Annotated in this window: 21 protein-coding genes; 16 read left to right on the top strand and 5 right to left on the bottom strand. The window is 72.3% G+C overall.

What is annotated here, in order from left to right; all coding sequences use genetic code 11:
• Window positions 1-17 precede the first annotated feature (17 nt).
• The 4 genes from addB to Q8S40_RS06475 all read left to right on the top strand — a co-directional run bounded on the left by addB (window position 18) and on the right by Q8S40_RS06475 (window position 8,163).
• Window positions 18-3,062: a double-strand break repair protein AddB gene (gene addB, locus Q8S40_RS06490; RefSeq protein WP_305669733.1), complete on the top strand. Its 3,045-nt coding sequence runs from the start codon at window positions 18-20 to the stop codon at window positions 3,060-3,062.
• Window positions 3,059-6,517 (top strand): double-strand break repair helicase AddA, encoded by a 3,459-nt coding sequence (gene addA / locus Q8S40_RS06485; protein WP_305669732.1) that lies wholly within the window; start codon window positions 3,059-3,061, stop codon window positions 6,515-6,517. The genes addB and addA overlap by 4 nt, the downstream gene beginning before the upstream one ends.
• Window positions 6,518-6,621: 104 nt before the next feature.
• Window positions 6,622-6,951 (top strand): thioredoxin TrxA, encoded by a 330-nt coding sequence (gene trxA / locus Q8S40_RS06480; RefSeq protein WP_304812525.1) that lies wholly within the window; start codon window positions 6,622-6,624, stop codon window positions 6,949-6,951.
• Window positions 6,952-7,032: 81 nt separating this feature from the next.
• Entirely contained in the window at window positions 7,033-8,163 is a 1,131-nt protein-coding gene (locus Q8S40_RS06475) for a PQQ-dependent sugar dehydrogenase (protein WP_305669731.1), read from the top strand.
• Window positions 8,164-8,326: 163 nt separating this feature from the next.
• Here the strand turns inward: Q8S40_RS06475 and Q8S40_RS06470 are convergent, their stop codons facing one another.
• From Q8S40_RS06470 to accD, 3 genes are all read right to left on the bottom strand, one after another.
• A complete protein-coding gene (locus Q8S40_RS06470; protein WP_305669730.1) occupies window positions 8,327-10,021 on the bottom strand; it encodes a solute carrier family 23 protein in 1,695 nt (564 codons plus the stop codon).
• A gap of 94 nt (window positions 10,022-10,115) precedes the next feature.
• Window positions 10,116-11,405 (bottom strand): folylpolyglutamate synthase/dihydrofolate synthase family protein, encoded by a 1,290-nt coding sequence (locus Q8S40_RS06465; RefSeq protein ID WP_305669729.1) that lies wholly within the window; start codon window positions 11,403-11,405, stop codon window positions 10,116-10,118.
• Window positions 11,406-11,415: 10 nt separating this feature from the next.
• Window positions 11,416-12,348, bottom strand: a complete 933-nt coding sequence (gene accD / locus Q8S40_RS06460) for an acetyl-CoA carboxylase, carboxyltransferase subunit beta (protein WP_304812533.1) — start codon at window positions 12,346-12,348, stop codon at window positions 11,416-11,418.
• A 262-nt stretch (window positions 12,349-12,610) separates the two neighbouring features.
• Here accD and Q8S40_RS06455 point away from each other — a divergent pair, with 262 nt between their 5' ends.
• The 8 genes from Q8S40_RS06455 to Q8S40_RS06420 all read left to right on the top strand — a co-directional run bounded on the left by Q8S40_RS06455 (window position 12,611) and on the right by Q8S40_RS06420 (window position 19,862).
• Window positions 12,611-13,516: a LysR substrate-binding domain-containing protein gene (locus tag Q8S40_RS06455; protein WP_304812536.1), complete on the top strand. Its 906-nt coding sequence runs from the start codon at window positions 12,611-12,613 to the stop codon at window positions 13,514-13,516.
• A 349-nt stretch (window positions 13,517-13,865) separates the two neighbouring features.
• Entirely contained in the window at window positions 13,866-15,350 is a 1,485-nt protein-coding gene (hydA, locus tag Q8S40_RS06450) for a dihydropyrimidinase (RefSeq protein ID WP_305669728.1), read from the top strand.
• A gap of 123 nt (window positions 15,351-15,473) precedes the next feature.
• Window positions 15,474-16,370 carry a hypothetical protein gene (locus Q8S40_RS06445; protein WP_305669727.1) on the top strand — a complete coding sequence of 299 codons (897 nt, stop codon included), beginning with the start codon at window positions 15,474-15,476 and terminating at the stop codon, window positions 16,368-16,370.
• A gap of 42 nt (window positions 16,371-16,412) precedes the next feature.
• On the top strand, window positions 16,413-17,468 hold the full coding sequence (locus Q8S40_RS06440; RefSeq protein ID WP_304812543.1) for a PstS family phosphate ABC transporter substrate-binding protein: 1,056 nt from the start codon (window positions 16,413-16,415) through the stop codon (window positions 17,466-17,468).
• Window positions 17,465-18,220, top strand: coding sequence for a hypothetical protein (locus Q8S40_RS06435; protein WP_305669726.1), 756 nt, complete (start codon window positions 17,465-17,467; stop codon window positions 18,218-18,220). The genes Q8S40_RS06440 and Q8S40_RS06435 overlap by 4 nt, the downstream gene beginning before the upstream one ends.
• 22 nt (window positions 18,221-18,242) lie before the next feature.
• A complete protein-coding gene (locus Q8S40_RS06430; protein ID WP_304812548.1) occupies window positions 18,243-18,677 on the top strand; it encodes a hypothetical protein in 435 nt (144 codons plus the stop codon).
• Between the two features lie 28 nt (window positions 18,678-18,705).
• Entirely contained in the window at window positions 18,706-19,023 is a 318-nt protein-coding gene (locus tag Q8S40_RS06425) for a hypothetical protein (protein WP_305669725.1), read from the top strand.
• A gap of 38 nt (window positions 19,024-19,061) precedes the next feature.
• Window positions 19,062-19,862: a DUF4239 domain-containing protein gene (locus Q8S40_RS06420; protein ID WP_304812552.1), complete on the top strand. Its 801-nt coding sequence runs from the start codon at window positions 19,062-19,064 to the stop codon at window positions 19,860-19,862.
• 5 nt (window positions 19,863-19,867) lie between these two features.
• On the opposite strand, the gene Q8S40_RS06415 is transcribed toward Q8S40_RS06420, so the two are convergent.
• Complete coding sequence (locus Q8S40_RS06415) at window positions 19,868-20,470, bottom strand: hypothetical protein (RefSeq protein ID WP_305669724.1); 603 nt, start codon at window positions 20,468-20,470, stop codon at window positions 19,868-19,870.
• A gap of 99 nt (window positions 20,471-20,569) precedes the next feature.
• Between Q8S40_RS06415 and Q8S40_RS06410 the strand changes: the two genes are divergently transcribed.
• The 4 genes from Q8S40_RS06410 to Q8S40_RS06395 are packed head-to-tail and all read left to right on the top strand — an operon-like array spanning window position 20,570 to window position 23,440.
• Window positions 20,570-21,529, top strand: a complete 960-nt coding sequence (locus tag Q8S40_RS06410) for a hypothetical protein (protein ID WP_305669723.1) — start codon at window positions 20,570-20,572, stop codon at window positions 21,527-21,529.
• Window positions 21,529-22,116 carry a hypothetical protein gene (locus Q8S40_RS06405; RefSeq protein ID WP_305669722.1) on the top strand — a complete coding sequence of 196 codons (588 nt, stop codon included), beginning with the start codon at window positions 21,529-21,531 and terminating at the stop codon, window positions 22,114-22,116. The genes Q8S40_RS06410 and Q8S40_RS06405 overlap by 1 nt, the downstream gene beginning before the upstream one ends.
• A complete protein-coding gene (locus tag Q8S40_RS06400) occupies window positions 22,113-22,529 on the top strand; it encodes a DUF6524 family protein (RefSeq protein WP_304812561.1) in 417 nt (138 codons plus the stop codon). The genes Q8S40_RS06405 and Q8S40_RS06400 overlap by 4 nt, the downstream gene beginning before the upstream one ends.
• Window positions 22,526-23,440 (top strand): hypothetical protein, encoded by a 915-nt coding sequence (locus Q8S40_RS06395; RefSeq protein ID WP_305669721.1) that lies wholly within the window; start codon window positions 22,526-22,528, stop codon window positions 23,438-23,440. The genes Q8S40_RS06400 and Q8S40_RS06395 overlap by 4 nt, the downstream gene beginning before the upstream one ends.
• Here the strand turns inward: Q8S40_RS06395 and Q8S40_RS06390 are convergent.
• Window positions 23,400-24,179, bottom strand: a complete 780-nt coding sequence (locus Q8S40_RS06390; RefSeq protein ID WP_305669720.1) for a helix-turn-helix domain-containing protein — start codon at window positions 24,177-24,179, stop codon at window positions 23,400-23,402. The genes Q8S40_RS06395 and Q8S40_RS06390 overlap by 41 nt on opposite strands.
• Window positions 24,180-24,194 lie beyond the last annotated feature (15 nt).

Here is a 24,194-nt window from a genome sequence, read left to right as displayed (position 1 = left end):
CTAGCCTGGAACGGAACATGAATCTCTTCGATATCCCGGCCGAGCTGCCCTTCCTGGATTGCCTCGCCGCCGGGGTGCTCGCGGATTTCCGCGACCAGCCGGCGGAGGCGCTGTCCCGCGCCACCATCCTGCTGCCGACGCGGCGTTCGGCGCGTGGGCTGCGCGATGCCTTCCTGGCCCGGGCGGAGGGCCGCGCACTGCTGCTGCCGCGGATGCGGGCGCTGGCGGGCCTGTCCACCGAAGACGCGGATGAGCTGGCGCTGCCGACCTTGCTGGACCTGCCGCCCGCGGTGCCGGCGCTGACCCGGCAGGCGGTGCTGACCAGCCTGGTGATCCGCCTGCCGCCCCGCCATGGCGGCCCCGGCACGCCGGAACAGGCCTGGTCGCTGGCCGCCGAACTGGCGCGGATCTTCGACGAGATCGCGCTGGAGGAGCCGGATACCGCGCTGCTCGCCACCGGCACGCCCGGCGAATTCACCGAGACCTGGCTCGGCCGGCTGGAAAAGCTGGTGCCGGAATCGCAGGCCACCCATTGGCAGATCACCACCACCTTCCTGCGCGGCGTCGCCACCGCCTGGGCCGGCTGGCTGGAAGAACAGGGCCTGCTGGATATCGGCCTGCGCCGCGTGCTGGCGCTGCGCGAGCAGACCAAGGCGTGGCAGGAGAAGCCGCCGGCGCATCCGGTGATCGCCGCCGGCATCGGCATCGGCGGCACCATCCCGGCGGCGGTGGAGTTGCTGCGCGTGCTGGCCGGGCTGCCGCAGGGCGCGGTGCTGCTGCATGGGCTGGACCGGGCGGAGCTGGCCGCGATCTGGGATTCGATCTGCGACAGCCCCACCCACCCCTTCTGCAGCCAGGGCCGGCTGCTGCACGCCATGGGCGCCGAGCCGCGCCAGGTGCGGCGCTGGCATGGCTGTGCCGAATCCGCTGCCACCGTCCCCGCCGCCCGCGTCGCCCTGCTGGAAATGGCGCTGCGCCCGCCGGAGGGGATGCAGCCCTGGACCGTGCCCGCACCCGAGACCTGGGCACCGGGCCTCGCCGGCCTGCGCCTGGTCGCGGCGCCGGAGGCGCAGACCGAGGCCGCCGCCATCGCCCTGTTGCTGCGCGAGGCGCTGGAGACGCAAGGCGCCCGCGCCGCCCTGGTGACACCGGACCGTGACCTCGCCCGCCGTGTCTCGGCAGAGCTGGTGCGCCACGGCATCCGCGCCGATGACAGCGCCGGCCAGCCACTCGGACAAACGCCGACGGGCGTGTTCCTCCGCCTGCTGGCCCGCACCGTCGCCGAGGATTTCGCCCCCGTCCCGCTGCTGGCATTGGCAAAACATCCGCTGGCGGCGGCGGGGATGGACCGGGCGGCGTTCCTCGATGCCGTGCGGCTGCTGGAACGCCGCGTGCTGCGCGGGCCGCGGCCGCTCGGCGGGCTGCAAGGGCTGGGCGAGGCGATCGCGGCGCTGCCCGATGATGACCGCAAGCCGCCCTTGCTGGCGCTGCATGCGGCGCTGGCCGGCGCGCTGGGTGATTTCAGCATCGCCCATGGCGCGGCGCGGCCCCCGGCGGATCTGCTGGAGGCGCATCTCTCCGCCGCCGAGGCGCTGGCCGCCACCCCGCACGAACCGGGCGGGCTGCGGCTTTATGCGGCGCAGGAGGGCGAGGTGCTGGCCGGCCACATGGCCGATCTCGGCCCCGCCCTGAAGCACCTGCCGCCGATGGACCCGGCGCTGTGGCCGGCGCTGTTCGAGGCGAGCCTGGAGGGGGTGGCCACCTACATCGTCCGCCAGCACGGCGCGGCGCATCCGCGCGTCGAAATCCTCGGCCTGCTGGAAGCGCGGCTGCTGTCCTTCGACCGCGTGGTGCTCGGCGCGCTGGATGAGGGGGTCTGGCCGCTCGCCACCGACCCCGGCCCCTGGATGAGCCGGCCGATGCGCGCGCAATTCGGCCTGCCGGAGCCGGAGGCGCGCATCGGCCGCGTCTGCATGGATTTTTTCCTGTTCGCCTGCGCGGCGCCCGAGGCCGTGCTGTCGCGGGCCGCCCGGCGTGGCGGGTCGCCCACCGTGCCGGCGCGCTGGCTGACCCGGCTGGAAACCTTCCTGTCCGGCCAGGGCCTGGTGCTGCCCGGCAGCGAGGCGGCGCGGATGGCCGCCGCGCTGGACGTGCCGGATCGCGTCACCCCCGTCGCCCGCCCCGCGCCCCGGCCCACCCTGGCGCAGCGGCCGCGCGAGATTTCGGTGACGGAGGTGGCGGACCTGCTGGCCGACCCCTACGCCTTTCACGCCAAGCGCATCCTGCGGCTGCGCAGGCTGGACCCGCTGGATGCCGATGTCGGCGCGCTGGATTACGGTATCATCGTCCACGCCGCGCTGTCCGGCTTCGTGAACGCCATCAGCCATGCGCCGGGTGGCTGGCCGGGGGAGGCGGCGGCGCTGGAGGAATGGGGCCGGGCTGCCGTCGCGGCGCTGGCGGCGCAGGGTCCGCGGCCCTCGCTGGCGGCCTTCTGGCGGCCGCGGCTCGCCCGTATCGGCGCCTTCGTGGTGGGGCTGGAGGCGGAGCGGCGGCAGGGTGGCGGCATCGCCGAAAGCTGGACGGAGACCGCCGGGCTGCTCGACCTGCGGCGCACTCGCGGCACCGTGCGGCTGAAGGCCCGCGCCGACCGGATCGACCGGCTGGGCGATGGCAGCCTCGCGATCCTCGACTACAAGACCGGCACCCTGCCCCGGCCGGATGAATTGCAGGATGGCCGCGCCCCGCAATTGCCGCTGGAAGCCGCCATGGCCGCGGCGGGCGCCTTCACCGGCGTGCCCGGCGCCGCGGTGCGGGTGCTGACCTATTGGAAGCTCTCGGGCGGCGAGACGGCGGGGGAGGAGAAGCAGATGTTCTCCGAGCCCGAGGATGTCGCGGAGCTGGCCGACACGGCGATGGAACGCCTCGGCGCGCTGGTCGACAAATTCCTGCTCGGCGACGCCGCCTTCACCGCCCGGCCGCATCCGGGCCGCAAGACGCGGGGCGGTGACTACGACCATCTCTCCCGCGTCGCGGAATGGGCGGATGCGGAGGGCGACGAATGAGCCTGACCCTCTCGCCGCGCCAGGAGGCCGAATTCGAGCAGGCCCGCGCCTCCGACCCCGCCGCCTCCGCCTGGGTCGGTGCCTCGGCCGGGTCGGGCAAGACCAAGGTGCTGACCGACCGGGTGCTGCGGCTGCTGCTGGCGCCGGGCACGCGGCCGGGCGCCATCTTGTGCCTCACCTTCACCAAGGCCGCCGCGGCGGAAATGGCGCATCGCCTGGCCCGCGACCTCGGCCGCTGGGCGGTGGAGCCGGAGGCGAAGCTCGCCGCAAGGCTGGCGGGGCTGCTGGGGCGGGCGCCGGACCGGCGGGACCTGGATGCGGCGCGCGGGTTGTTCGCCCGCGTGCTGGACCTGCCGGGTGGCATGCGGATCAGCACCATCCACGCCTTCTGCCAGTCCCTGCTGCGTGCCTTCCCGCTGGAAGCCGGCCTCGCCCCCCAATTCGGCGTGGTGGAGGAAGCGGATGCGGCCGCCCTGCTGGCCGAGGCGCGGGAGGCGGTGCTGGTCAGCCCCGCCCAGGCCCCGGCGCTGGAGGCCCTCGCCAGCCTGGTGCCGCCCGATTCCTTCTCGAACCTGGTGCGCGCGCTCGACCGGGACCGCGAAAGGCTCGGCACGGCGCTGCGCGAGACGGGGTCGCTGGAGGCGCTGTGCCACGCCATCGGCTGCCATCTCAGCCTGCCGGATGGCGCCGGGGAGGACGCGCTGGTCGCCGCCGGCGCGCAGGCGGTGGACGACCAGGCGCTGATCGCCGCACGGCTGCTGCAGGGCAGCCGCAACGAGAATGACCGCAAGCGCGGCGACCGGCTGCTGGCCTGGCTGGAACTGCCCCCCGCCCAGCGCGCCGCGCGCTGGGCCGAATGGGCGGATATCCTGCTGACGCAGGAGGGCACGCCGCGCGCCCGCATGGCCACCAAGGATGTCGGCCCGCGCCAGGCGGAATGCGCCGAGATCCTGCGCCGCGAAGGCGAGCGCGTGGCGGCGGTGGAAGGCAGCCGGCGGGCCAGCCGCTTGCTGGCGGCGACGCGCGCGCTGCTCAGCCTCGGCGCCCCGGTGCTGGAAGGGTACCGCGCGCGGAAGAAGGCGCGCGGGCTGCTGGATTACGACGACCTGATCCTCGCCGCGCGGCAGGTGCTGCGCGACCCGGGCAGCGCCTGGGTGCTGTTCAAGCTGGATGGCGGGCTGGACCATCTGCTGCTGGACGAGGCGCAGGACAGCAACCCGGCGCAATGGGGCATCGCCGCCGCGCTGACCGAGGAATTTTTTGCAGGCGCCGGCGCCGAAAGACGGGATGGCACGCCGCGCACGATCTTCGCCGTGGGCGACGTGAAGCAATCCATCTACGCCTTCCAGGGCGCCGATTCGGCCGGCTTCGCCCGGTGGCAGCAGCATTTCGCCGGGCGGTTGCAGGCGTTGGGGGACAGGCTGCGCGATGTGCAGCTGCAGGTCTCCTTCCGCTCCACCGCGCCGGTACTGGCGCTGGCGGATGCTGTGTTCGCCGAAGGGCCGGCGCGGGATGGCGTGGTGGCGCCCGGCGACACGCTGCGGCATCGCCCGGACCGCATCGGCCAAGCCGGCTGCGTCGAGTTGTGGCCGATGCTGGATGGCGCCGAGACCGACCCGCCGCCGCCCTGGGAAGTGCCGGAGACGCCCGCCGGCGCCACCGGCCCGGATGCGCTGCTGGCCGAGGCGCTGGCCGCGCGCATCGCCAGCTGGATCGAAAATGGCGAGATGCTTCCGGCCCGCGGCCGCGCCATGCGTGCGGGTGATATCCTGGTGCTGGTCCGCAAACGCTCCGGCGGGTTGTTGCCGCGGCTGGTGCGCGCGCTGAAGGAACGCGGCGTGAATGTCGGCGGCACCGACCGCATCCGCCTGGTGGAACAGATCGCGGTGCAGGATCTGCTGGCGCTGGCCGATGCGCTGCTGCTGCCGGAGGATGATCTGCAACTGGCCGCGGCGCTGAAATCGCCGCTGATCGGGCTGGATGACGACCAGCTTCTGCAACTTGCCGCGGGGCGGGAGGGCAGCCTGTGGCGGCAGCTTGCGCTGGCGCGCGGGCAGGCGACGCCGGAGGGGCGGGCGGCGGATTTCCTCGCCGGGCTGATGTCCCGCGCCGATGTGGTCACGCCGCATGCGCTGTTCGCGGAAATCCTCGGCGAGCATCGCGGCCGCGCCAAGCTGCTGGCACGGCTGGGGCCGGATGCGGCCGATCCGGTGGATGAATTCCTCAACGCCGCGCTCGACCATGGCAGCCGCCACCCGCCCAGCCTGCAAGGCTTCGTCGATTGGCTGCGCCGTGGCGGGGCGGAGGTGAAGCGGGACCAGGAAGCCGCCGGCGATGCCGTGCGCATCATGACGGTGCACGGCGCCAAGGGCCTGCAGGCGCCGGTGGTGATCCTGCCGGATACGGTGGCCGGCGGGCGGGACAGCACGGAGGTGCGCTGGGTGCTGGAGCAGGATGCCCCGCCCCTGCCGCTCTGGGCGCCCAACAAGGACCACCACGCCCCGGCCTTCACCGATCTGCTGGCGCGGGAAAAGGCGGCGCGGGCGGCGGAGGAACATCGGCTTCTGTATGTCGCGCTGACCCGCGCGGAGGACCGGCTGCTGGTGTGTGGCTGGCAGCGCAAGCGGCCGAAGGCGCGGGATTTTCCCGAATCCTGCTGGTACGACCTGATCGCCCAGGGATTTTCCCGAATTGGCGCGGCCGAGGCGCCGATGGAGACTGCGCCCGGCTTCGGCTTCGCCGCCACCACGCTGCGCCGGCTGGACAGCCCGCAGGAAGCCCTGCCGGTGCCTGATGGACGGGACAAGCCGCCCGCTGGTCCCGCGGACCTGCCGGGCTGGGCACGCCGCCCGGCGCCGCCGGAAGCCACGGTGGATGCGCTCGCCCCCTCCGCCATCCCCGGTGAGAATGACAGCCCCGCCGCCGCCCCGCATGGCGCCGCCGACCCCGGCGGCCAGCGCTTCCGGCGCGGCCGGCTGGTGCACGCCCTGCTGCAGCACCTGCCCGACCGCCCCCCGGCGGAGCGGGAGGCCGCCGCGCGCAGCTTCCTCGCCCGGCGCGGCCAGGGGCTGCCGGAGGCCGAGCAGGCGGCGACACTGGCGGAGGTGATGGCGCTGCTGACCGCGCCCGATTTCGCCGCCGCCTTCGGCCCGGACAGCCTGGCGGAGGCCCCCATCGCCGGCCAGGTGGGCAGCAGGCTGGTCAGCGGGCAGGTGGACCGGCTGCTGGTGACGGCGGATCGCGTGCTCGTGCTCGACTACAAGACCAACCGGCCGCCACCGCGGGAGGTCTCCGGCGTGCCGGCACTGAATCTCCGCCAGATGGCCGCCTACCGCGCCGTGCTGCGCCTGGCCTTTCCCGGCAAGCGCGTGGATTGCGCGCTGGTCTGGACCTTTGGCGCGCGCCTCATGCCACTTCCGGAAGGGTTGCTGGACGCGCATGCGCCCGGCGCATGACCGCCCGCCTCTGCCGCAAGATGTCGCTTGCTTGACCGGGGCCAGGACCGCCACGATCTTGCCTTCAAAGCGCCAGCCCCCCGCCAGGCGCCCGGAGAGTCCCGATGAGCGAATTCACCAAGGCCGTGACCGATGACAGCTTCAAGCAGGATGTGCTGGAGGCTTCCGGTCCCGTGCTGGTCGATTTCTGGGCCGAATGGTGCGGCCCCTGCCGCATGGTGGCGCCGATCCTGGACGAGATCGCCCAGGAATATGCCGGCAAGCTGACCATCGCGAAGGTCAATATCGACGACAACCCGATGACGCCGAACGAGTATTCGGTGCGCGGCATCCCCACCATGATCCTGTTCAAGGACGGCAAGCCGGTGGACACCAAGGTCGGCGCCCTGCCGAAAAGCGCGCTGAAGGATTGGGTGGCCGGCAAGCTGGCCTGAGGGCGTCGTTTCCGCGCCCCTGATGCGGGCGTGAACGGGGGCGGCGCTGGCACAGGCCCGGCGCCGCCTTACATCCGCGCCATGATCCGTAGCATCCTGGCCCTGGCCCTCCTCGCCCTCCCCCTGCCCGCCTTGGCGCAGGACGGAGAGATCGTGCGCTCCGAGCGCGCGACATTCCGCCTGACCACCTTCGCCACCGGGCTGGAACGGCCCTGGGGCGCGGCGCTGCTGCCCGATGGGCGGCTGCTGGTGACGGAACGCCCCGGCCGCTTGCGCGTGGTCGGCCGCGATGGCGCCGTCTCTCGCCCGGTGGAGGGCGTGCCGCAGGTGGAGGCGGCGAGCCAGGGCGGGCTGCTCGACGTGGCGCTCGGCCCGGATTTCGAAACCAGCCGCGAGATCTTCCTGTGCTCCGCCACGCTCGTCCAGGGCGGCGCGCTGACGCGGCTGATCCGCGCGCGGCTGTCCGCGGACGCCTCGGCGCTGGAGGCGGTGACGCCGCTGCTGGATGCGACGCCGCCGCAATCCTCCGGCCGCCAGCATTATGGCTGCCGCATCGCCTTCGGGCCGGATGGCCGCCTGTATCTGTCCACCGGCGACCGCAATGTGGACCGCATGCGGTCGCAGCGGCTGGATGACCTGGCCGGCAAGGTGCTGCGGGTGGACCGCGAAGGCCGGCCGCAGCGGGACAATCCCTTCGCCGATCGCGCCGGCGCACGCGGCGAGATCTTCACCTATGGCCACCGCAACCCGCAAAGCCTGGCCTTCAACCCCTGGACCGGCACGCTGTGGCAGGCCGAGCACGGCCCCCGCGGCGGCGACGAGCTGAACCTGATCCGCCCCGGCGCCAATTACGGCTGGCCAGTGGTGACCCATGGCGTGAACTACAGCGGCACGACGATCAGCGAGCAGAAATCGGCGCCCGGGATGGAGGACCCGATCCGGGTCTGGACGCCGGTGATCAGCCCCTCCGGCATCGCCTTCTATGACCATGCGGCCTTCCCCGGCTGGCAGCGCAGCCTGTTCATCGCGGCGCTGAACAGCCCCGGCCTGGTGCGGCTGAGCACGGAGGGCGACCGGGTGACCGGTGAGGAACGCCTGCTGTTCGACCGCCGCATCCGCATGCGGGACGTGCTGGTGGGCCAGGATGGCGCGGTGCTGGTGCTGACGGATGAGGCACAGGGCCGCATCCTGCGGCTGGCGCCGGCGGAGTGATACCAACCGCCGCCTTCGGCGACTCATTGGTATTCTTTTCTTGCCTTCAGGCGCCAGGCGCGACCTCCGGCCGCTGATGGCGGCCGCGGGTCATCCGATTCCGCCGCTCCCATAAGGCGCCGCCCTGCTGGGGATGGTGCGGCCACCATCCGCGGCAGGGCCTTCAGTGGTCGTAATGCAGGCGCAGCTCGTGCCGGCCATCCGCCAGCACCGCCTCAGTCACCCGGTCCGCCGCGCGGCGCAGCATCAGGGTGGCGAGGCTGGCCGCCAGAGCGGCATCGTCTTCCATGTCCAGGCTGGGCGGCGGGCCAGCGGCCGCCAGCAGGGGCATGCCGGACCAGCGCAGCGTCGCATCCAGGTTGAATTCGTCGAAACGGGCGGAAAGCTCCGCCGCGCTGCCTGGCGCCATCAGCGCGGGCAGGGCATGGGCGACCTCCTCCAGCGCATCCTCGACGCGGGACACCACCTCCGCCCGCGCGCCCCAGACGGCGCCGGATTGGTGGGCGAAGTCGCGCAGCGGCGCCTCCCCCTCCTCCGGCTGCCAGACCAGCTGGCGCTGCCGGGACGCGCCGATCCGGAAGGCGGCCACCAGCAGCAGCGCGGCCACCATGGCCAGCACGAGGGAGGAGGACACCAGCAGCCGCGCCGCCGCCGGCATGCCCGAGAAGATCTGCGGCGCCGCATCATAGGACAGGCCGATGACCAGCGCGGCGCCGACCACCAGCGTACGCCGTGCATCCATCAGCCGCTGCGTGACGATGCCCATGCCGGTGACGGCGATGAAGGCGGCGGCGAAGAACAGCGCAGCGCCGAGCACGCCGCGCGGCACCGCCAGCACCACCTCCGCCGAGCCGGGCACCAGCGCCAGCACGATCCACAGCCCGCCCACCGCCAGCGCGACCCGCCGCGCGGTAACCCCGGTGGCGATCGAAAGCCCGACACTGGCGGTGTAGCTGTTGATGCCCGGCACGCCGAGCACGCCGGCGACGCAGGTGCCCAGCCCATCGGCCAGCGCGCCGGCCTTCATCGGCCCGAAATCCGGCCGCCGCCATTCCGGGTCCGTGGCCCGCTGGCAGGCCACCACATCGCCGCAGACCCGCACCAGGCAGGCCAGCGCGCCCATGGCAAAGCCGGGCAGCAGCGTCCATTCGAGGGAGGGCGTGGCCAGCGGCCAACTGGGCAACTGCCAGACCACCGGCACCGGCAGCAGCGGCGCGCCCGCCGCCAGCACCGCCACCACATGCGCGGCAAAGCCCAGCACCAGCCCGGCCAGCACCGCCACCGGCCGCAGCCGCGGCCCGCCCCAGATGGTGATGCCGATGATGACCGCCAGCGCCACCGCGGTGGCCGGCAGGTCATCCGTGCCGCGATCCAGCCCCGGCCCGTAGCCGAGCATCAGCCGCAGCGCCAGCAGGCCGAGGGTGACGCCGATCATCAGCACCACCAGCCCCACCAGCTCCGTCGGCAGCCAGGGGCGCAGGCGTTTCACGGCGAAGGACAGCGCCACCTGGGTAAGGCCGGCCACCAGCGTCATCGCCGCCACCGCGCCCAGCCCGCCAAGCTGTGCCGCCACCAGGGTCGGCGGCAGGTAGATGGCGGTGAAGACGGCGGGCAGCAGGAAGCCGGAGCCGATGCCATGCCGCCCCCAGGCCTGCAGCAGCGTGGCCAGCCCCAACGCCAGCATGGCCAGCGAGAGGTAGGAGGACAGCGTCGCCGCATCCGCCCCGGCGGTATCCGCGATCAGCAGCGGGAAGACCAGGGTGACGGAGCCGAGGCCGATATGCTGCAGCGCCGCCGGCCAGAGCACGCCGGGCGGCGGCGCGCTGTGCAGCGGCCAGGCCGTGGTCCTGTCTTCCATACGCCCCCCGCCGCCCCCGTGGTTCAAGTCCGGAGACGGTATTCTTCATGCCGAATATGGGGGCCGGGCGCCAGAACGGATGTCGCGGCCGGACTCAGCCGTCCAGCTTCAACACCTCACCGGCCAGGTACAGGCTGCCGCAGATCAGCACGCGGGCCGGCCCGCCTTCGCGTGGCAGCGCGGCCAGCGCCTGCGCCACCGTGCCGCCGGGATGCGCCGCGCCGCCACTGGCGGCCACCACGCCGGGGACCGTCATCGCCAGGTGCTGCCCCGGCTCCGCCACCGCCCAGAGGCTGCTGGCCACCGGGATGATCGGGGCGAGGAATTCCGGCACCTGCTTGCCCGCCTTCATCCCCACCAGCACATGCACCGGCCGGTCGGCGAAGGCCTGGCGGATATGCTGGCCGAGCACCACGCCGGCGCCGGCATTGTGCCCGCCATCCAGCCAAAGCTCCCACCCCTCCGGCAGCAGCGCCGCCAGCCTGCCGGTCAGGCGCTGCATCCGGGCCGGCCATGTTGCTTGCGCAACGCCCTGCCGGATGGCCGCCTCGGTCAGCCAGGGCGGGTTCCAGGCGCGCAGGGCGGCGATGGCGATGCCGGCATTCTCCACCTGATGCGGCCCTGGCAGGCCCGGGCGGGGCAGGGCGATGCGGCCGGATGCGTCGGACCATTCCAGCGTGCCGTCGGGCGTCGCCACCACATCCCAGTCCCGGCCACGGAGATGCAGCGGCGCGCCACGCTCCGCCGCCTCGGCAAGGATCACCGGAAGCGCGGCGTCCAGCTGGAAGCCGGTGGCGCAAGGCACGCCGGGCTTGATGATGCCCGCCTTCTCCCAGGCAATCCGGGAGATATCCTCGCCGAAGAAATCCATGTGGTCGCGGGAGATGCTGGTGATGGCGGTGGCCGCCGGGCGCTCCACCACATTGGTCGCGTCGTATCGCCCGCCGAGGCCGACCTCCAGCACCAGCAGATCCGCCGGCACGCTGGCGAAAAGGTGCAGGGCGACGGCGGTCGTCACCTCGAACACCGTGATCGGCTGGCCCGCATTGACCTGCTCGACATGCGCCAGGGCCTCGGCCAGCGCGTCTTCCGTCACCAGTTCGCCGGCCAGGCGAATGCGTTCATGGAAGCGCACCAGATGCGGACTGGTGAAGACATGCACGCGCAGCCCGGCCGCTTCCGCGATGGCGCGCAGGAAGGCGCAGGTGCTGCCCTTGCCGTTGGTGCCGGCGACATGCACCACCGGCGGCAGCCGCCGCTCGGGATGGTCCAGCGCCGCCAGGCAACGCTCCAGCCGGCCGAGGCTGAGGTCGATCAGCTTCGGGTGCAGGCCGTGCAGCCGGTTGATGATGTCCTCGCTGCGCGAGGCAGGAAGGTTGCTCACGCCAGGAGGCTCACGCGGGCTTCACAACCTCGGCCTCGACGACTTCCGGCGCGGGCAAGGCGGGCAGATCCTCCGGCACCGGCACGGCCGGCAGGGTCGGCTCGCGCAGCAGGGAGATCACCTGCGCCAGCGTGGCGCGCATGTCGTGGCGCTTCACCACCATGTCCAGGATGCCGTGCTCCAGCAGGTATTCGGCGCGCTGGAACCCCTCCGGCAGCTTCTCCCGCACCGTCTGCTCGATCACGCGCGCGCCGGCGAAGCCGATCAGCGCATTGGGCTCGGCGATCTGGATGTCGCCCAGCATGGCGAAGCTGGCGGTGACGCCGCCCGTGGTCGGGTCGCACAGCACCACGATGAAGGGCAGCCCGGCCTCCTTCACCATGCGCGTCGCGATCACGGTGCGCGGCATCTGCATCAGGCTGATGGCGCCTTCCTGCATGCGCGCGCCGCCGGAGGCGGTGAAGACGATCAGCGGGCTGTCCTGCAGCACGGCGAGCTTGGCCGCCGTCACCAGCGCCTCCCCCACACCGGCGCCCATGGACCCGGCCATGAAGCTGAACTCGAACACGCCGAGCACCGCCTTGCGGCCCAGGATATGGCCCTGCGCCACCAGCACCGCGTCATCCATGCCGGATTTCTGCTGCGCTTCCTTCAGCCGGTCGGCGTATTTGCGCTGGTCGCGGAACCGCAGCGGGTCCGCCGGAGCCTTCGGCAGCTCGATGCGCGACCAGCCCTCATCCAGCGTCGCCTTCACCCGGCTGGCGGCAGGCATCCGCATGTGATGGTTGCAATGGGTGCAGACGAGCAGATTCCGCTCCAGGTCGCGGTGGAAGATCATCTGCTCGCAGGCGGGACATTTGTGCCAGAGATTGTCCGGCACCTCCCGCGGCTGCCCGAACAGGGCCTTCACCTTCGGCAGCGCCCAGTCGGAAATCCAGTTCATCTTTACATGCCCTCAAGCGCCGGGCGCCGGCATCCGCCGGCTTGGCTCGCCGGATTGCCGGCGGGCCCCGTTCGGGGCCTCGTCGCGCGAGGAGCGCGCGCCGCCGTGAAAGACCCGGAGGTAGGGGCAAGGAGGGCTGCGGCGCAAGAGGGGCGGGAAATTGGCCTGCTCAACCCCAGCGATAGACACCATATATCGGACAATCCCGGCACACCCTGTTATATCCTATCGTCAACGACAATAATCAGGGAACGCCACCACCATGAACCTGCGCGATCTGCGCTACGCCCTGGCGGTCGCGGAACACCGCCACTTCGGCCGCGCGGCCGAGCTGTGCAACATCAGCCAACCCACCCTGTCCACCCAGCTGCGCAAGCTGGAAGACGAACTCGGCGTGGTGCTGTTCGAACGCACCAACAAATCCGTTGTCCCCACCATGGCCGGCGAAGCCCTGCTGGCCCACGCCCGCGCCGCCGTGGATTCCGCCGACGCCATGCTGGCCCTCGCCCAGGCGTCGCGGGACCCGCTGCGCGGCCGGCTGCGCCTCGGCATCATCCCGACACTGGCCCCCTACCTGCTGCCACTGATCTTCGGCCCGCTGCGCGACGCCCTGCCCGACCTGGTGATCGAACCCTGGGAAGACGTCACCACCGCACTCCTCGAACGCCTCCGCACCCACGAACTCGACGCCGCCCTGCTGGCGACCGACACCGAAGGGCCGGACCTCGATACCCAACCCCTGTTCACCGAACCCTTCCTGGCCGCCCTGCCCCCCGAACACCCGCTCGCCCACCAGGACCGCGTGCGGGAGGAAGACCTGGCACCGGACGTGCTGGTGCTCGCCGATGGCCACTGCCTGCGCGACCAGGCCCTGGCCGCCTGCGGCAACCCCGGCCTCCGCGCCGGAGCCCTCCGCGCCTCCTCCCTCTCGACCCTGCTGAACATGGTCGCCGCCGGCTACGGCACGACCCTGATCCCCGGTCTCGCCGCCGGCGTGGCGCGCGACGCCGGCATCGCACTCCGCCCCCTGACCCACAAAACCGGCCGCGACATCCAACTCGTCTCCCGCACCACCTTCCCCCGCCGCGCCGCGATCGACGCCATCGCCACCCTGATCCGCACCCGCCTCACCCCCTTCGCCGACAGCGCCGCCCACGGCGAGGTCTGACCGGTCGCCCGGAGGCCCGGGCTGATTGAGGTGGCGCTGCGTGATTTGCAGGGGGACGCTGTCCCCCTGCACCCCCTGCCAGGGGCCCGGCCCCTGGACCGCGGGAACTTTAAGCGGAGAAGCGGAGGGGGCCTGAGCGGCCGCGTGTTCGACGGGGCCTCAAGCCCCCTCCGCTTCTCCGCTTATGAGTCATGGGTTCAAAGGGCCAAAGCCCTTTGCAGGTGGGGTGCGGGGAGGACAGCGTCCTCCCCGCATCACGGGCGCAACCTCAGCCCGCCAGGCCTCCGGGCGATGGACAGCCGCCGCGGGGCTGCGCCAGTCTGGCGGCGTGGGATGCAGGGGGTGTCGGATGGCGGCGTTTGATCTGGTGGTGCGGGGTGGCACGGTGGCCACGGCGGCCGAGGTGTTCGAGGCGGATATTGGCATTGTTGGTGGGCAGGTTGTGGCGCTGGGCCGCAATCTGGCGGCGGGGCGGGAGGAGGTGTCGGCCAAGGGCATGGTGGTGACGCCGGGCGGCCTGGATCCGCATTGTCATCTGGAGGAGCTGGCCCAGGATGGGTCGGTGCATGAGGAGAGTTTCGCCAGTGGCTCGGCGGCGGCGCTGGCGGGTGGCACGACCTCGTTCATCTGTTTCCTGCCGCAGTGGAAGGGGCACGGCCTGGCGGATAGCGCGCCGGGGTATGAGGCGCGGGCGGCACAGTCGCGGTGTGATTACTCCTTCCACCAGATCATCACCGATCCGACGCCGGAGGTGTTGGAGCGCGAGGTGCCCGCGCTGATCGCGCGGGGCGTGCGCAGCCTGAAGGTGTTCCTCACCTATGATCCGCTGCGGCTGGATGATGCGCAGTTGATCCAGGTGCTGGCGATCGCGCGACGGCACCGGGCTTTCGTCACCGTGCATGCGGAGAATTACGAGGCGATCGGCTGGCGCATCGACGCGCTGCTGAAGGCGGGGATGACCGACCCGTTGCAGCATGCCTGGGCGCGTCCGCCGGTGGTGGAGCGGGAGGCGACGCATCGCGCGATTGCGCTGGCGGAGCTGGTGGACCAGCCGGTGCAGATTTTCCATGTGAGCTGCGAGGAGGCGGCGGAGGAGATCGCCCGGGCGCGGGCGCGCGGCGTGAAGGTGTGGGGCGAGACCTGCCCGCAATACCTCACCTTGTCGCATGACGATCTTCAGGGGCCGGATTTCGCGGGCGCCAAGGCCGTGTGCTCCCCGGCTTTGCGGGCAAAGGGCGAAAACGAGAAGGTCTGGCGGCGTATCCTGGATGGCACGCTGGATGTGGTGTCTTCCGACCATTGCGGCTTTTCCTTCGCCACGGCGAAGCGTTCGCCGGGCAGTGGCGGCTATGGGATGGGCAGCGCCAATCTGCGCGCGGATGGCACGCCCGCCTTCAACGCGATCCCGAATGGCGTGCCGGGCATCGAGACGCGATTGCCGGTGCTGTTCAGCGAGGGTGTCTCGAAGGGACGCATCGACCTGCCGCATTTCGTCCGGCTGAGTTCCGCCAATGCGGCGAAGCTGTTCGGGCTGGAGGGGCGCAAGGGCAGCCTGATGCCGGGTGCGGATGCCGACCTGGTGCTGTGGGACCCGGATGCGGAGCGCACCATCCGCAACGCCGATCTGCACCACGCCATCGACTACACGCCGTGGGAGGGTTTCGCCGTGAAGGGCTTTCCCAGTGTCACCATCGCCGCGGGCAAGGTCGCGGTGCGCGATGGCAAGGTGCTGGCGCAACCGGGTGACGGGCGCTTCCTCGCGCGCGGGCCCTACGCGATGGCGCGGCCGAGCGGGCGCGTGCCGGATGGCTTCGACGCGGCCTCGGTCGAGTAACCAAGGCGACATCTTCCGCGCCGCAACATCCTGCGGCGCGGCTTTCACCGTTTCACAACTTCTCCCCGGTTACGCTCCCGCAGGCGGCTGACGTTTCGGCCGCGCTTCAGGGGCAACAAAACCGTGGCAATCGAGCTGAATGCGCGGGCGGAGCCTGCGCGCATCCTGCCTTCCCGCTTGCGGTCCGCATCGGGCGTGCTGCGCGGCAGCCGTGATGCCGCGGCGGGGCTGGTGCTGGGCGCGGCGCTCACGGCCTCCGGGCTTCTGCTGCTGTGGCCTTCCGCGCTGAGTTCCGCTGGCGCCGCCTCCCCCGCCGTGGTGCTGGCGGTGGAGGACCGGGCGGCGGCGCTGGATGCGCTGCTGCGCCAGGCGAATGCCCAGCTCGCCGCCCATGCCGCGCGGGCCGAGGAGGCGGCGCGGCAGGCGGAGGCCAGCGCGCAGCGCCTGGCGCTGCTGGAATCGCGCGGCCCGACCGCGGACCGTTTCCTCGCCGCGGCGCTGCTGCTGCAATCCAGTGTCACCACGCCACGCCCCTGGCTGCGCGAATACCAGGTGATGCTGGCCCTCGCCCCGCCCGGCGCCGTGCCGCGCCCGCTGGCGGAGGTGCTGGCCAGCCATGCCGCGCGTGGTCTGCCGACCGAGGCGGAATTGCGCGACCGCTTCACCGCCCTGGCGCCGCAATTGCTGGACCGTGCGCCGCAGGATCATTCGCTGCTGCGCCGGACCGGCCGCGCCGCGCGCGGCGTACTGTCCGGCATCGGGCTGGCGGCGCCGCCGGAGGCCGGGCTTCAGGCGACCGCGGTGGCCGGCATCACGGAACATCTGCGCCGCGGCAACCTGGCCGGTGCGGTGGCGGATGCCGGGGCGCTGGATGCCGGGCTGCAACCGCTGCTGGCTGGCTGGCTGGCACAGGCGCGGGCACGCATGTCGGTGGAACAGGCGGTGCAGGAGACGCTGCTGCGCGCCCTGGGCCCGCCGCCGCAGCCGGCGATGGCCGCCGCCACCACGCTGCGGAACTGAGACCACGCCGCTTCAAGCCTGCTTCGCACGGGAGTTCCGAAAATGGGCCGTCTCCGCACGCTACTGATCGGCCTCGCACTGGCCACCGCCGCCGTTGCGCCTGCGCTGGCCCAGGGGGTCATGCGTGACCGGCTGGTGGTCATCGCCTCCACCTCCGCCGATGCCGTCTCACGCATGCTGGGCGCCAGCTTCGCGGAGCGCTTCGAGGGGGTGGTGGAGCCGACGCGGCGCATGCTGCCCACCTCCGGCGTGCTCGACCTGTTCTGCGCCGGCATCGGCCCGCAGACGCCCGATATCGCCGTGGTCGTGCGGCGCATGCCGCGCAGCATGGTGGAAACCTGCGACAGCAACGGCGTGCGCGACATCGTCGAGATGCGGATCGGGCTGAGCGCGGTGCTGCTGGCGGTGCGGCGGGGAGAGGGGGCGCCCAGCCTCACCTCCCGCCAGGTGTGGGAGGCGCTGGCGGCGGAGCATATCGTCGATGGCGAATTCGTCCCGAACCGCCGCGCCCTGTGGTCGGACGTGGCCCCCGCCCTGCCCCGCACCGAAATCCGCATGCTGGCGCCGAACCTCGGCACCGGCACCAACGGGCTGTTCGAGGATATGATCCTGGAAGGCGGCTGCCGCGATGTGCGCGGCATCAGGCTGCTATTCGAGGCGAGCTATCGCCGCGGCAAATGCGTGACGCTGCGCGAGGATGGAAGGGTGCGGCGCATGGGCGGGCTGGAGGTGCCGGCGGCGCTGCTGGCCAGCGCGCCGGGCACCATCGGCGTCATCTCCTACGACCAGTTGCAGGCCAGCGGCGGCAATCTGGTGGCGCTGCCGCTGGATGGGGTGCTGCCGACGCAGGCCTCCATCTACGCGCAGGATTATGTCGCGACGCGCATCGTCTATCTCTACGCCAAGCGCCAGCACACGCGGCTGCGCGAAGGCGTCGGCGTGGTGCGTGGCATCCGCGAATTCCTGAACGAGGCGGCCAGCGAGGCCGCCGCCGGGCCCGGCGGCTATCTCTCCATCACCGGCCTGGTGCCGCTGCCGCCGGCGGATCGCGCGGCGCAGCGCCGCACCGCCGAGCGCATGACCCTGATGTCCCGATGAACCCCGCGCCGGAGACCCCCGCCATGCCCCGCATCTCCACCTGGCTGCTGGCCGGCAGCCTCGCGCTGCCGCTGCTGGCGGGGCCTGCCGCACAGGCCCAGACCGCGCTGCCGGGCCAGCAGAATTCGCCGCGCACCATGGTGACGGTGCCGTTGCAGGATCTGTCCGAGGGCGGGCTCGCCGACCGGGCGGAAGATCTGCTGGGCAGCGTGCTCGGCCTGTTCGGCTTCAGCTCCGGCGCCAGCCATTTCATGCGCCGGCACGGCGCGCTGCACCAGAACCGCGCGCAGAATGACGACTTCACCTGGCTGATGGACATCGCCGGCTACAAGCTGAAGGAGATCGAAAGCTCCATCGGCCTGATCCCCAGCTTCGGCCTCGCCTTCGGCCAGGCGCGGGAGCTGACGGAAGCGGATCGCGACTATGTCGAGCGGATGCTGGACCGCCACGCGCAGCGCAATCCCGGGCCGGTGGCGGTGATCCAGCGCACCATCGTGCGCGGCATCCTGGATGCGACGGAAATCGGCGGCTTCAGCGTGGACAAGGTGGATGTGGACCTGTTCCCGCTGCCGCGCGTGAAATTCGTGCTGACGCCGACGGATGCGCCGCTCGGCATCGAGGCCAGCCGCATCCTGCGTGCGATCGACCGGCTGAATGCGCGCGTGCAGGGCATGGCGACGCGGCCGCAGGGCATGGATCTGCCGCGGGAGCCACAGGCCCCCGCGGTGCGTCCGGTGACGCTGGCACATTGACCGAACGCGCGGGGAAAATCCGATGAACGCTGGCGACCAGGACGGCCGCAATCGCTTCGGCGAATTGGTGAAGTTGCAGATGCAGGGCCGCCGCTTCCTCGACAGCGCCGAGGAACGCCGCCTGCTGGAGGAAGGGCTGACCCGCTACGGGCTGCGGCTGGAGGATGCCAGCGGCGTGCTGCGCGCGGCGGCGGAACAGGACCAGATCGCCCTCGAAGGCGAGGTCGGCCGATCCTCCGGCCTGCTGCTCAAGACCATGGCGGACCGGCGCGGCCGCGTCGCGCGGCAGGATTTCAACAAGGCCGTGGCGTTCTACCGCGCCCGTGCCGGTGCCGGGCTTTCGGAAGCGGACGCCGCGCGGCGCGTGAAGCGGCGGATGGAGGAGATGGAGCTGGCGCCGAAGCCACATGGTCGGCTGATCCGCACCCGGCGCTGGTGGCGCGCCATCGATGGCTGATTTTCATTCCCCTTTGAAAGAACCACACATGAAGACGATCCTGGCGATCCTGCTGCTGGCTGGCCTGGCGCTGGTGCCGCAACACGCCATGGCGCAGTTGGGCGCCACGCAATCGGTCATCACCACGCCCGCCCTTCCCGCCGTTACGCTGCCTTCCGTCACCATCCCGGCGGTGCCGGCGCAGCGCATCACGGCGGGCCATGCCATGGCCCTCGGCGTCGGGCTGTTCGCCGGTGCGGTTTCCGGCTCCGCGCTGATCCATGGCGGCGCGCTGGCGGCGACCATCGGCGGCGTCGCCGGGCTGGCGGTGGGGCATTGGGCCTGGACGGAAGCCGATTTCGACTAGACCGCGCGTTCCGCGTCAGCGGCGCCCAGGAGGGGCAATTGGAATTCTCGCTGCCACACACCATCGCGGCCCTGCCCAGCTGGCTTGCCATTCTGCTGACCGCGGGTGTGCCGGTGCTGCTGGCGCTCGGCCTCGGCCACGCCATGCACCAGATCTTCACGCCGCAGGAATTCGCCGCGAATGCGCAGATCGGCGCGGTGAAGTACGGCTTCGTCGTGGAGGTCTATGCGGTGATCGCGGCCCTCGCCCTGGTGGGGGGCTGGGACATCTACCAATCGGCGCGCGAGACGGTGCGGCAGGAGACCTCGAACCTCTACATGCTGGCGCTGGCGGTGGACAGTTTCGCCGGCCCGGAACTCAGCGCGGTGCGGGAGGAGATGCGCGCCTCCATCCGCCTCTATGCCGGCGCCGTCGTGACGCATGACTGGCCGGCGATGCAGGCCAGCCATCCGAGCAGCGGGTCCGAGGCCGCGTTCCAGCGCCTGGCGCGGGCCTTCCTCGATGTCGAGGGACGCAGCGACGGATCACACTCGGTGAAGGAGAATGCGGTCGCCTGGGTGGCGAATGTCGCACAGGCGCGGATCGAGCGGCTTTCCCTGATGTCCCGCACCCTGTCCGGCCTGATCTGGGTGCTGGTGCTGACCGTCTCCGTCGCCACCATCAGCTTCCAATGGTTCTTTGGCGGCGGCCATGTGGCGCTGCACTACACCATGGGCGCGGTGATCGCGCTGATCGTCGGTGCGGTGCTGCTGGTAGCCCTGAAGCTGGCCTTTCCCTTCGTCGGCGACCAGGCGCTGCTGACGCCGCGGCCCTACCTCGCGCTGATGGAGGTGAACTGATGACCTCAGTGCCCGCCGCCGCGCGGCGCATGGCGCCAGCGCTGGAAGACGAACAGCAGCAGCGCGAACAACCAGAAATTCAGCAGCGCCAGCATCCAGGCCAGCAGATGGATGGCGTAGTGCAGCACCAGCGCCGTGCTGGCGGCCAGCAGCAGGAAGGCGCCGAGCGCGCGCAGCCGCGCCCAGCCGCGCCACCAGCGCAAGGCGGCCAGCGGGCCGGTGGCCAGCAGCAGCAGCGCCAGGCCGCCGGGCAGCGCGCCGGGGCCGCCCTCGGCCAGCAGGTCGCGCGCATTTTCCAGCGTTGCGCGGCTGGGCAGGCTATGGCGCAGCAGGAAGCCCGGCAGATCCAGGTTCCACGGTCCCTGCACGACGAAGATGCTGGACAGGCGAAAACTCTCGCCATGCGGCACGGCCAGCAGCAGCGCCACGCCGCAGGCCAGCCCGGCCGACAGCGCCATCACATGCAGCAGCGGCACGGCCTCGGCATCCGCGGGTGCCAGCGCGTGATAGACCAGCCCGGCGGCGCGCAGCAGGCCGAGCACCAGCAGGATGGCGAGCGCGGCCTCCGCCCCGCCCCACAGGATCATCCCGATGCCGCCATGTTCCATGCGCGGAAGCTAAATCGGCGGGGCTCAGCGCGTAAGGGGTTTCGCGCCGCGGTTGTGCTGGGGCTTATGCTTTTCGCCCTGCCGGCCTGGGCGGCGCCCATGGCGGTGCGGAATCCGGATGGCAACTGCGCCCTGCGCGACGTGCCGGAAGCGGCGCTGCTGGCCTGGGACCAGCATCTGGCGGCGGAAGCGGCGCGGCTGGAGGGGATGGCGCATCGCCTGCTGGCCGATGCCGCCGCCATGCGCCTGGCCCCGGCGCGGGAAGCCGTGCCCGGCTTCGGCGACTGGGCCTATGGCTGGGTGCAAAGCTACATGACGGCCTATCGCGTGCTCGGCCTTGCCGCGCGCGGCCTGGCGGAAGGCGTGGCGGAGGCCGATGCTTCCAGCCTGCCCGATCGCATCGCCCAGGGCATGGCGACCCCGGTGCGGGAAGCCTTTCGCACCCGCGTGCTGGAACCCGCCATCCCGGCCGCAGCGCTAGCGCAGGACCGCGCGCATCTGCGCGATGTCATCGGCGCCGAATGGTGGGTGGCGGTGACGGAAGTGGCGCAGCGGGCGCAGGCGCTGCCGCGCGTTTCGCTGATCGCCCCCGGCGCCGTCGCCGTGCCGCGGGTGGATCTGTGGGCCGCCGTCCGGCCGCTGGCCGATTGGCAGGCGGCGGATGCCGACCCGATGGCCCTGGTGGTGGAGGAAGGGGCGGAGACCGGCACGGTGTTCCTGCGTTCCATGCGGCCCATGGCGGCGCGGCTGGGTGCCGTCGCGCTGCGGGTGAGCGAGGCGGGGTCCATCGTCGCCGCCAGCGGCGCCTTCGGCTACACGCTGGGCGGCTCGCCCGGGGTGGCGCTGGGGGTGGCGGGCGGTGTCGGCCTGTCCTGGGGCCTCGATTACGTGCTGAACCGCGTCGATTCCGCCCTGAACCGCGAAGCCTTCGAGGCGCAGGCGCTGGAGGCGATCGACCGTGCGGAACAGCGCCTGCCGGCGCAGGGCCGCCTGGCCGTGGCGGCGGCGCTGGCCTCGCGACGCAGCGAATTGCGCGCCGCCAATCCGGGATGTGGCTGATGCGATACCTGTTGCCCCTTCTGCTGCTGCTGCTTGCCCAACCGGCGCAGGCGCAGCCCGCGCAACCTGCGCTGCTGGCGCTGGCGGGGGCGGAGCTGCTGCTGCCGCATCTGACCCGTCCCGCCCCCTTCCCGCGCGCCCTGGCGGTGACGCAGGCGCTGACCGGGGATGAGCCGGGCTGGCAGGCGTTGCTGGCGCCGCTGGATGCGGTGGCGGCGCATGGCGCGCCGCTGCCGCGCCAATTGGCCGCCAGCTTTCCCGCCGCCGCCAACGCCGCCGTGCTGGCGGAGCTGGGCCATCCGGCGGGGGCCGGGCGGCTGTGGCGCTGGATGGCCGGCGCGATGCGGATCGGCGCCCGCTTCGGCGGCGGCGACAGCCCGGCGCTGGCGGCGACCGCGGCGGCGGAGTCGCTGCTGGATCGGGGGGCGCTGCGTGCGGCGGACCAGGCGCTGGCGACGCTGGACGGTCCGGCGGCGGCGGCGTTGCAGCCCTGGCGGCAGGGGCTGGCCCGCCGCCTGGCGATGGAGGAGGCCGCCGCCGCCCTCGTCACCGCAATCTCCGCGCGCACCGCGCAGGCGCCGCCATGAGCGCGGCGCGCTTCAACTGGCAGGGCGTGGTGGCGCGTGGGCTGTTCAGCCTGTTCGTGGTCTTCGCGGTCTACAACCCCTCCGGCTATTCCTACCTGCATTGGGTGCTGGGGGGCCTCGACTGGTTCTGGGCGAAGCTGGCCACCGGGGCGCTGCTGGCCATCATGCTGCTGATGCTGTGGCGCACCACGCGCGGCGTGCTGAAGCCACGCGGCATGGCGCTGGTGACGCTGTTCTGCATCGGCACCGGCTTCACCCTGGCGGGGATCACCGGCACGCCGATCCTCAATCCCGGCTCGCTGCTGATCGGCGCGCTGCTGACACTGGCCGCGCTGTTCACCGCCGGCCTGTCCTATTCCCATGTCGATCATCGCCTGGGCGGCATCAGCCATACGGAGGAAGTGGCGAAATGAGCATCACCCAGACCCCAACCCAACCCGCGCCCAGCAAGGCGGATGCCTTCGTGGTCAGCTGCATCGACCCGCGGCTGGTGGATGACGTGACCTTCCTGATGGAATCGGTCGGCCGTACCGATCGCTATTCGGAATTCCGCATCGCCGGCGCGGCGCTCGCCGCGGTGGACCCGGCACGGCCGGCCTGGGGCCAGGCGCTGTGGGAAAACCTGGCGGCGTCGCGGCAATTGCATGGCGTGCGCAAGGTGGTGTTCGTGAACCACCGGGATTGCGGCGCCATGGATCTGTTCGCCGGCCGCCGCCTGTCGCTCAACCGCGCGGATGAACTGGCTCAGCACCAGGCGGTGCTGGACCAGGCCGCCGCCGGCGTGCTGTCCCGCCACCCGGACATGCAGGTGGAACTGCGGCTGATGGAGCTGGATGGCAGCTCCACCCTGATGCCCTGCGCCGCCTGCGCTGGTGGCGCCCTGCGGGCGGAGGCCGTGCCGCCGCCGGGCTTTGCCGACCTGATCCGCCTGCATCTGCGCGACGGCCCGCTGGCGCCGGAGGCGGAGCGTGCGCTGCTGACCGAAGGCGTCACCCGCTACGGCCTGACCGCCGAGGCCGCCCGCGCCGCCCTGGCCGCCGCCGCCGCGGCACGCGGCGAGCCGACCGCCGCCGCCGCAGCGCGGGAGGTGCTGGCCTATCTCCGCAGCCGCGCCGATACCGGCAACCGGGTCGCCCGCACCGATGTGGCGCGCGGCGCCGCGCTGTACCGGCGGCTGTCGCCCGGCCTGCCGCCGGCAGAGGCCGAGCGCCGTACCGCGGTGCTGCTGGAAGGCGCGGGCCTGGCGCCGCGGCCGGATGGGCTTTTGCGCTCCACACGGTGGTTCAATCGGATGGCCGCTCCCCCCGCGCCGCGCCCGGCGTGATGCCGAAGGCGGCCCGGAAGGCGGCACCGAAGGCCGGCGCGCTGGCATAGCCCACGGCGGCGGCGGCACGCGCGGGCGTTTCGCCGCGCGCCAGCCGGGACGCGGCCTCCGCCAGCCGCAGGGTCTGCCGCCAGCGGGCGAAGGACAGGCCCGTTTCGGCCTGGAAGCGGCGTTCCAGCGTGCGCGGGCTGGCGCCGGCCAGGCTAGCCCATTCCTCCAGCGTGCGGGCGCTGGCGGGGGCGGCGCGCAGCGCGGCGGCCAGGCGCTTCAGGCGCGGGTCGCGCGGTTCCGGCACCCGGAAGGGCAGGGACGGCGCGCGGGCGATCTCGTCCAGGATCAGCGCGGCCAGGTGGCCGCCGCGGCCTTGCTGGTCCCATTCCAGCGGCTCCGCGCAGGCGGCCAGGATCAATTCCCGCAGCAGGGCGGACACCGCCAGCACCGTGGTGGCGCCCGGCCCGGCGGCGGCGGCATCGGCGCGCAGGAACAGCGCGCGCATGGCGACGCCGCCCTCCGTCAGCACCTGGTGCGGCGCGCCGGCGGGCATCCACAGCGCATGCATCGGCGGCACGATGAAGCCGGCATCATCCGTCGTGATCCGCATGATGCCCTGCGTCGCGTACAGAAGCTGGGCGCGGTCATGGCTGTGGCGCGGCACTTCCTCTCCGGCTGGATAGTCGCGGGCGAAGGCGGCGAGCGGCCGGTCCACCGCTTCCTGCGGCAGGCCGCGCCGGGGGGCCAAATGGGGGGTAGAATT

The organism is Falsiroseomonas sp. (assembly GCF_030695085.1).
In the GTDB taxonomy this organism is placed as follows: domain Bacteria; phylum Pseudomonadota; class Alphaproteobacteria; order Acetobacterales; family Acetobacteraceae; genus Falsiroseomonas.
The sequence above is the reverse complement of the archived record's forward strand: the minus strand, read 5'-3'. Positions and strand labels throughout refer to the sequence as shown.

Bases quoted from the DNA above. Each gene is read 5' to 3' on its own strand.
- addB (WP_305669733.1), top strand. From the start codon at position 18: ATGAATCTCTTCGATATCCCGGCCGAGCTGCCCTTCCTGGATTGCCTC.
- addA (WP_305669732.1), top strand. From the start codon at position 3,059: ATGAGCCTGACCCTCTCGCCGCGCCAGGAGGCCGAATTCGAGCAGGCC.
- trxA (WP_304812525.1), top strand. From the start codon at position 6,622: ATGAGCGAATTCACCAAGGCCGTGACCGATGACAGCTTCAAGCAGGAT.
- Q8S40_RS06475 (WP_305669731.1), top strand. From the start codon at position 7,033: ATGATCCGTAGCATCCTGGCCCTGGCCCTCCTCGCCCTCCCCCTGCCC.
- Q8S40_RS06470 (WP_305669730.1), bottom strand. From the start codon at position 10,021: ATGGAAGACAGGACCACGGCCTGGCCGCTGCACAGCGCGCCGCCGCCC.
- accD (WP_304812533.1), bottom strand. From the start codon at position 12,348: ATGAACTGGATTTCCGACTGGGCGCTGCCGAAGGTGAAGGCCCTGTTC.
- Q8S40_RS06455 (WP_304812536.1), top strand. From the start codon at position 12,611: ATGAACCTGCGCGATCTGCGCTACGCCCTGGCGGTCGCGGAACACCGC.
- hydA (WP_305669728.1), top strand. From the start codon at position 13,866: ATGGCGGCGTTTGATCTGGTGGTGCGGGGTGGCACGGTGGCCACGGCG.
- Q8S40_RS06440 (WP_304812543.1), top strand. From the start codon at position 16,413: ATGGGCCGTCTCCGCACGCTACTGATCGGCCTCGCACTGGCCACCGCC.
- Q8S40_RS06435 (WP_305669726.1), top strand. From the start codon at position 17,465: ATGAACCCCGCGCCGGAGACCCCCGCCATGCCCCGCATCTCCACCTGG.
- Q8S40_RS06430 (WP_304812548.1), top strand. From the start codon at position 18,243: ATGAACGCTGGCGACCAGGACGGCCGCAATCGCTTCGGCGAATTGGTG.
- Q8S40_RS06425 (WP_305669725.1), top strand. From the start codon at position 18,706: ATGAAGACGATCCTGGCGATCCTGCTGCTGGCTGGCCTGGCGCTGGTG.
- Q8S40_RS06415 (WP_305669724.1), bottom strand. From the start codon at position 20,470: ATGGAACATGGCGGCATCGGGATGATCCTGTGGGGCGGGGCGGAGGCC.
- Q8S40_RS06410 (WP_305669723.1), top strand. From the start codon at position 20,570: ATGGCGGTGCGGAATCCGGATGGCAACTGCGCCCTGCGCGACGTGCCG.
- Q8S40_RS06405 (WP_305669722.1), top strand. From the start codon at position 21,529: ATGCGATACCTGTTGCCCCTTCTGCTGCTGCTGCTTGCCCAACCGGCG.
- Q8S40_RS06400 (WP_304812561.1), top strand. From the start codon at position 22,113: ATGAGCGCGGCGCGCTTCAACTGGCAGGGCGTGGTGGCGCGTGGGCTG.
- Q8S40_RS06395 (WP_305669721.1), top strand. From the start codon at position 22,526: ATGAGCATCACCCAGACCCCAACCCAACCCGCGCCCAGCAAGGCGGAT.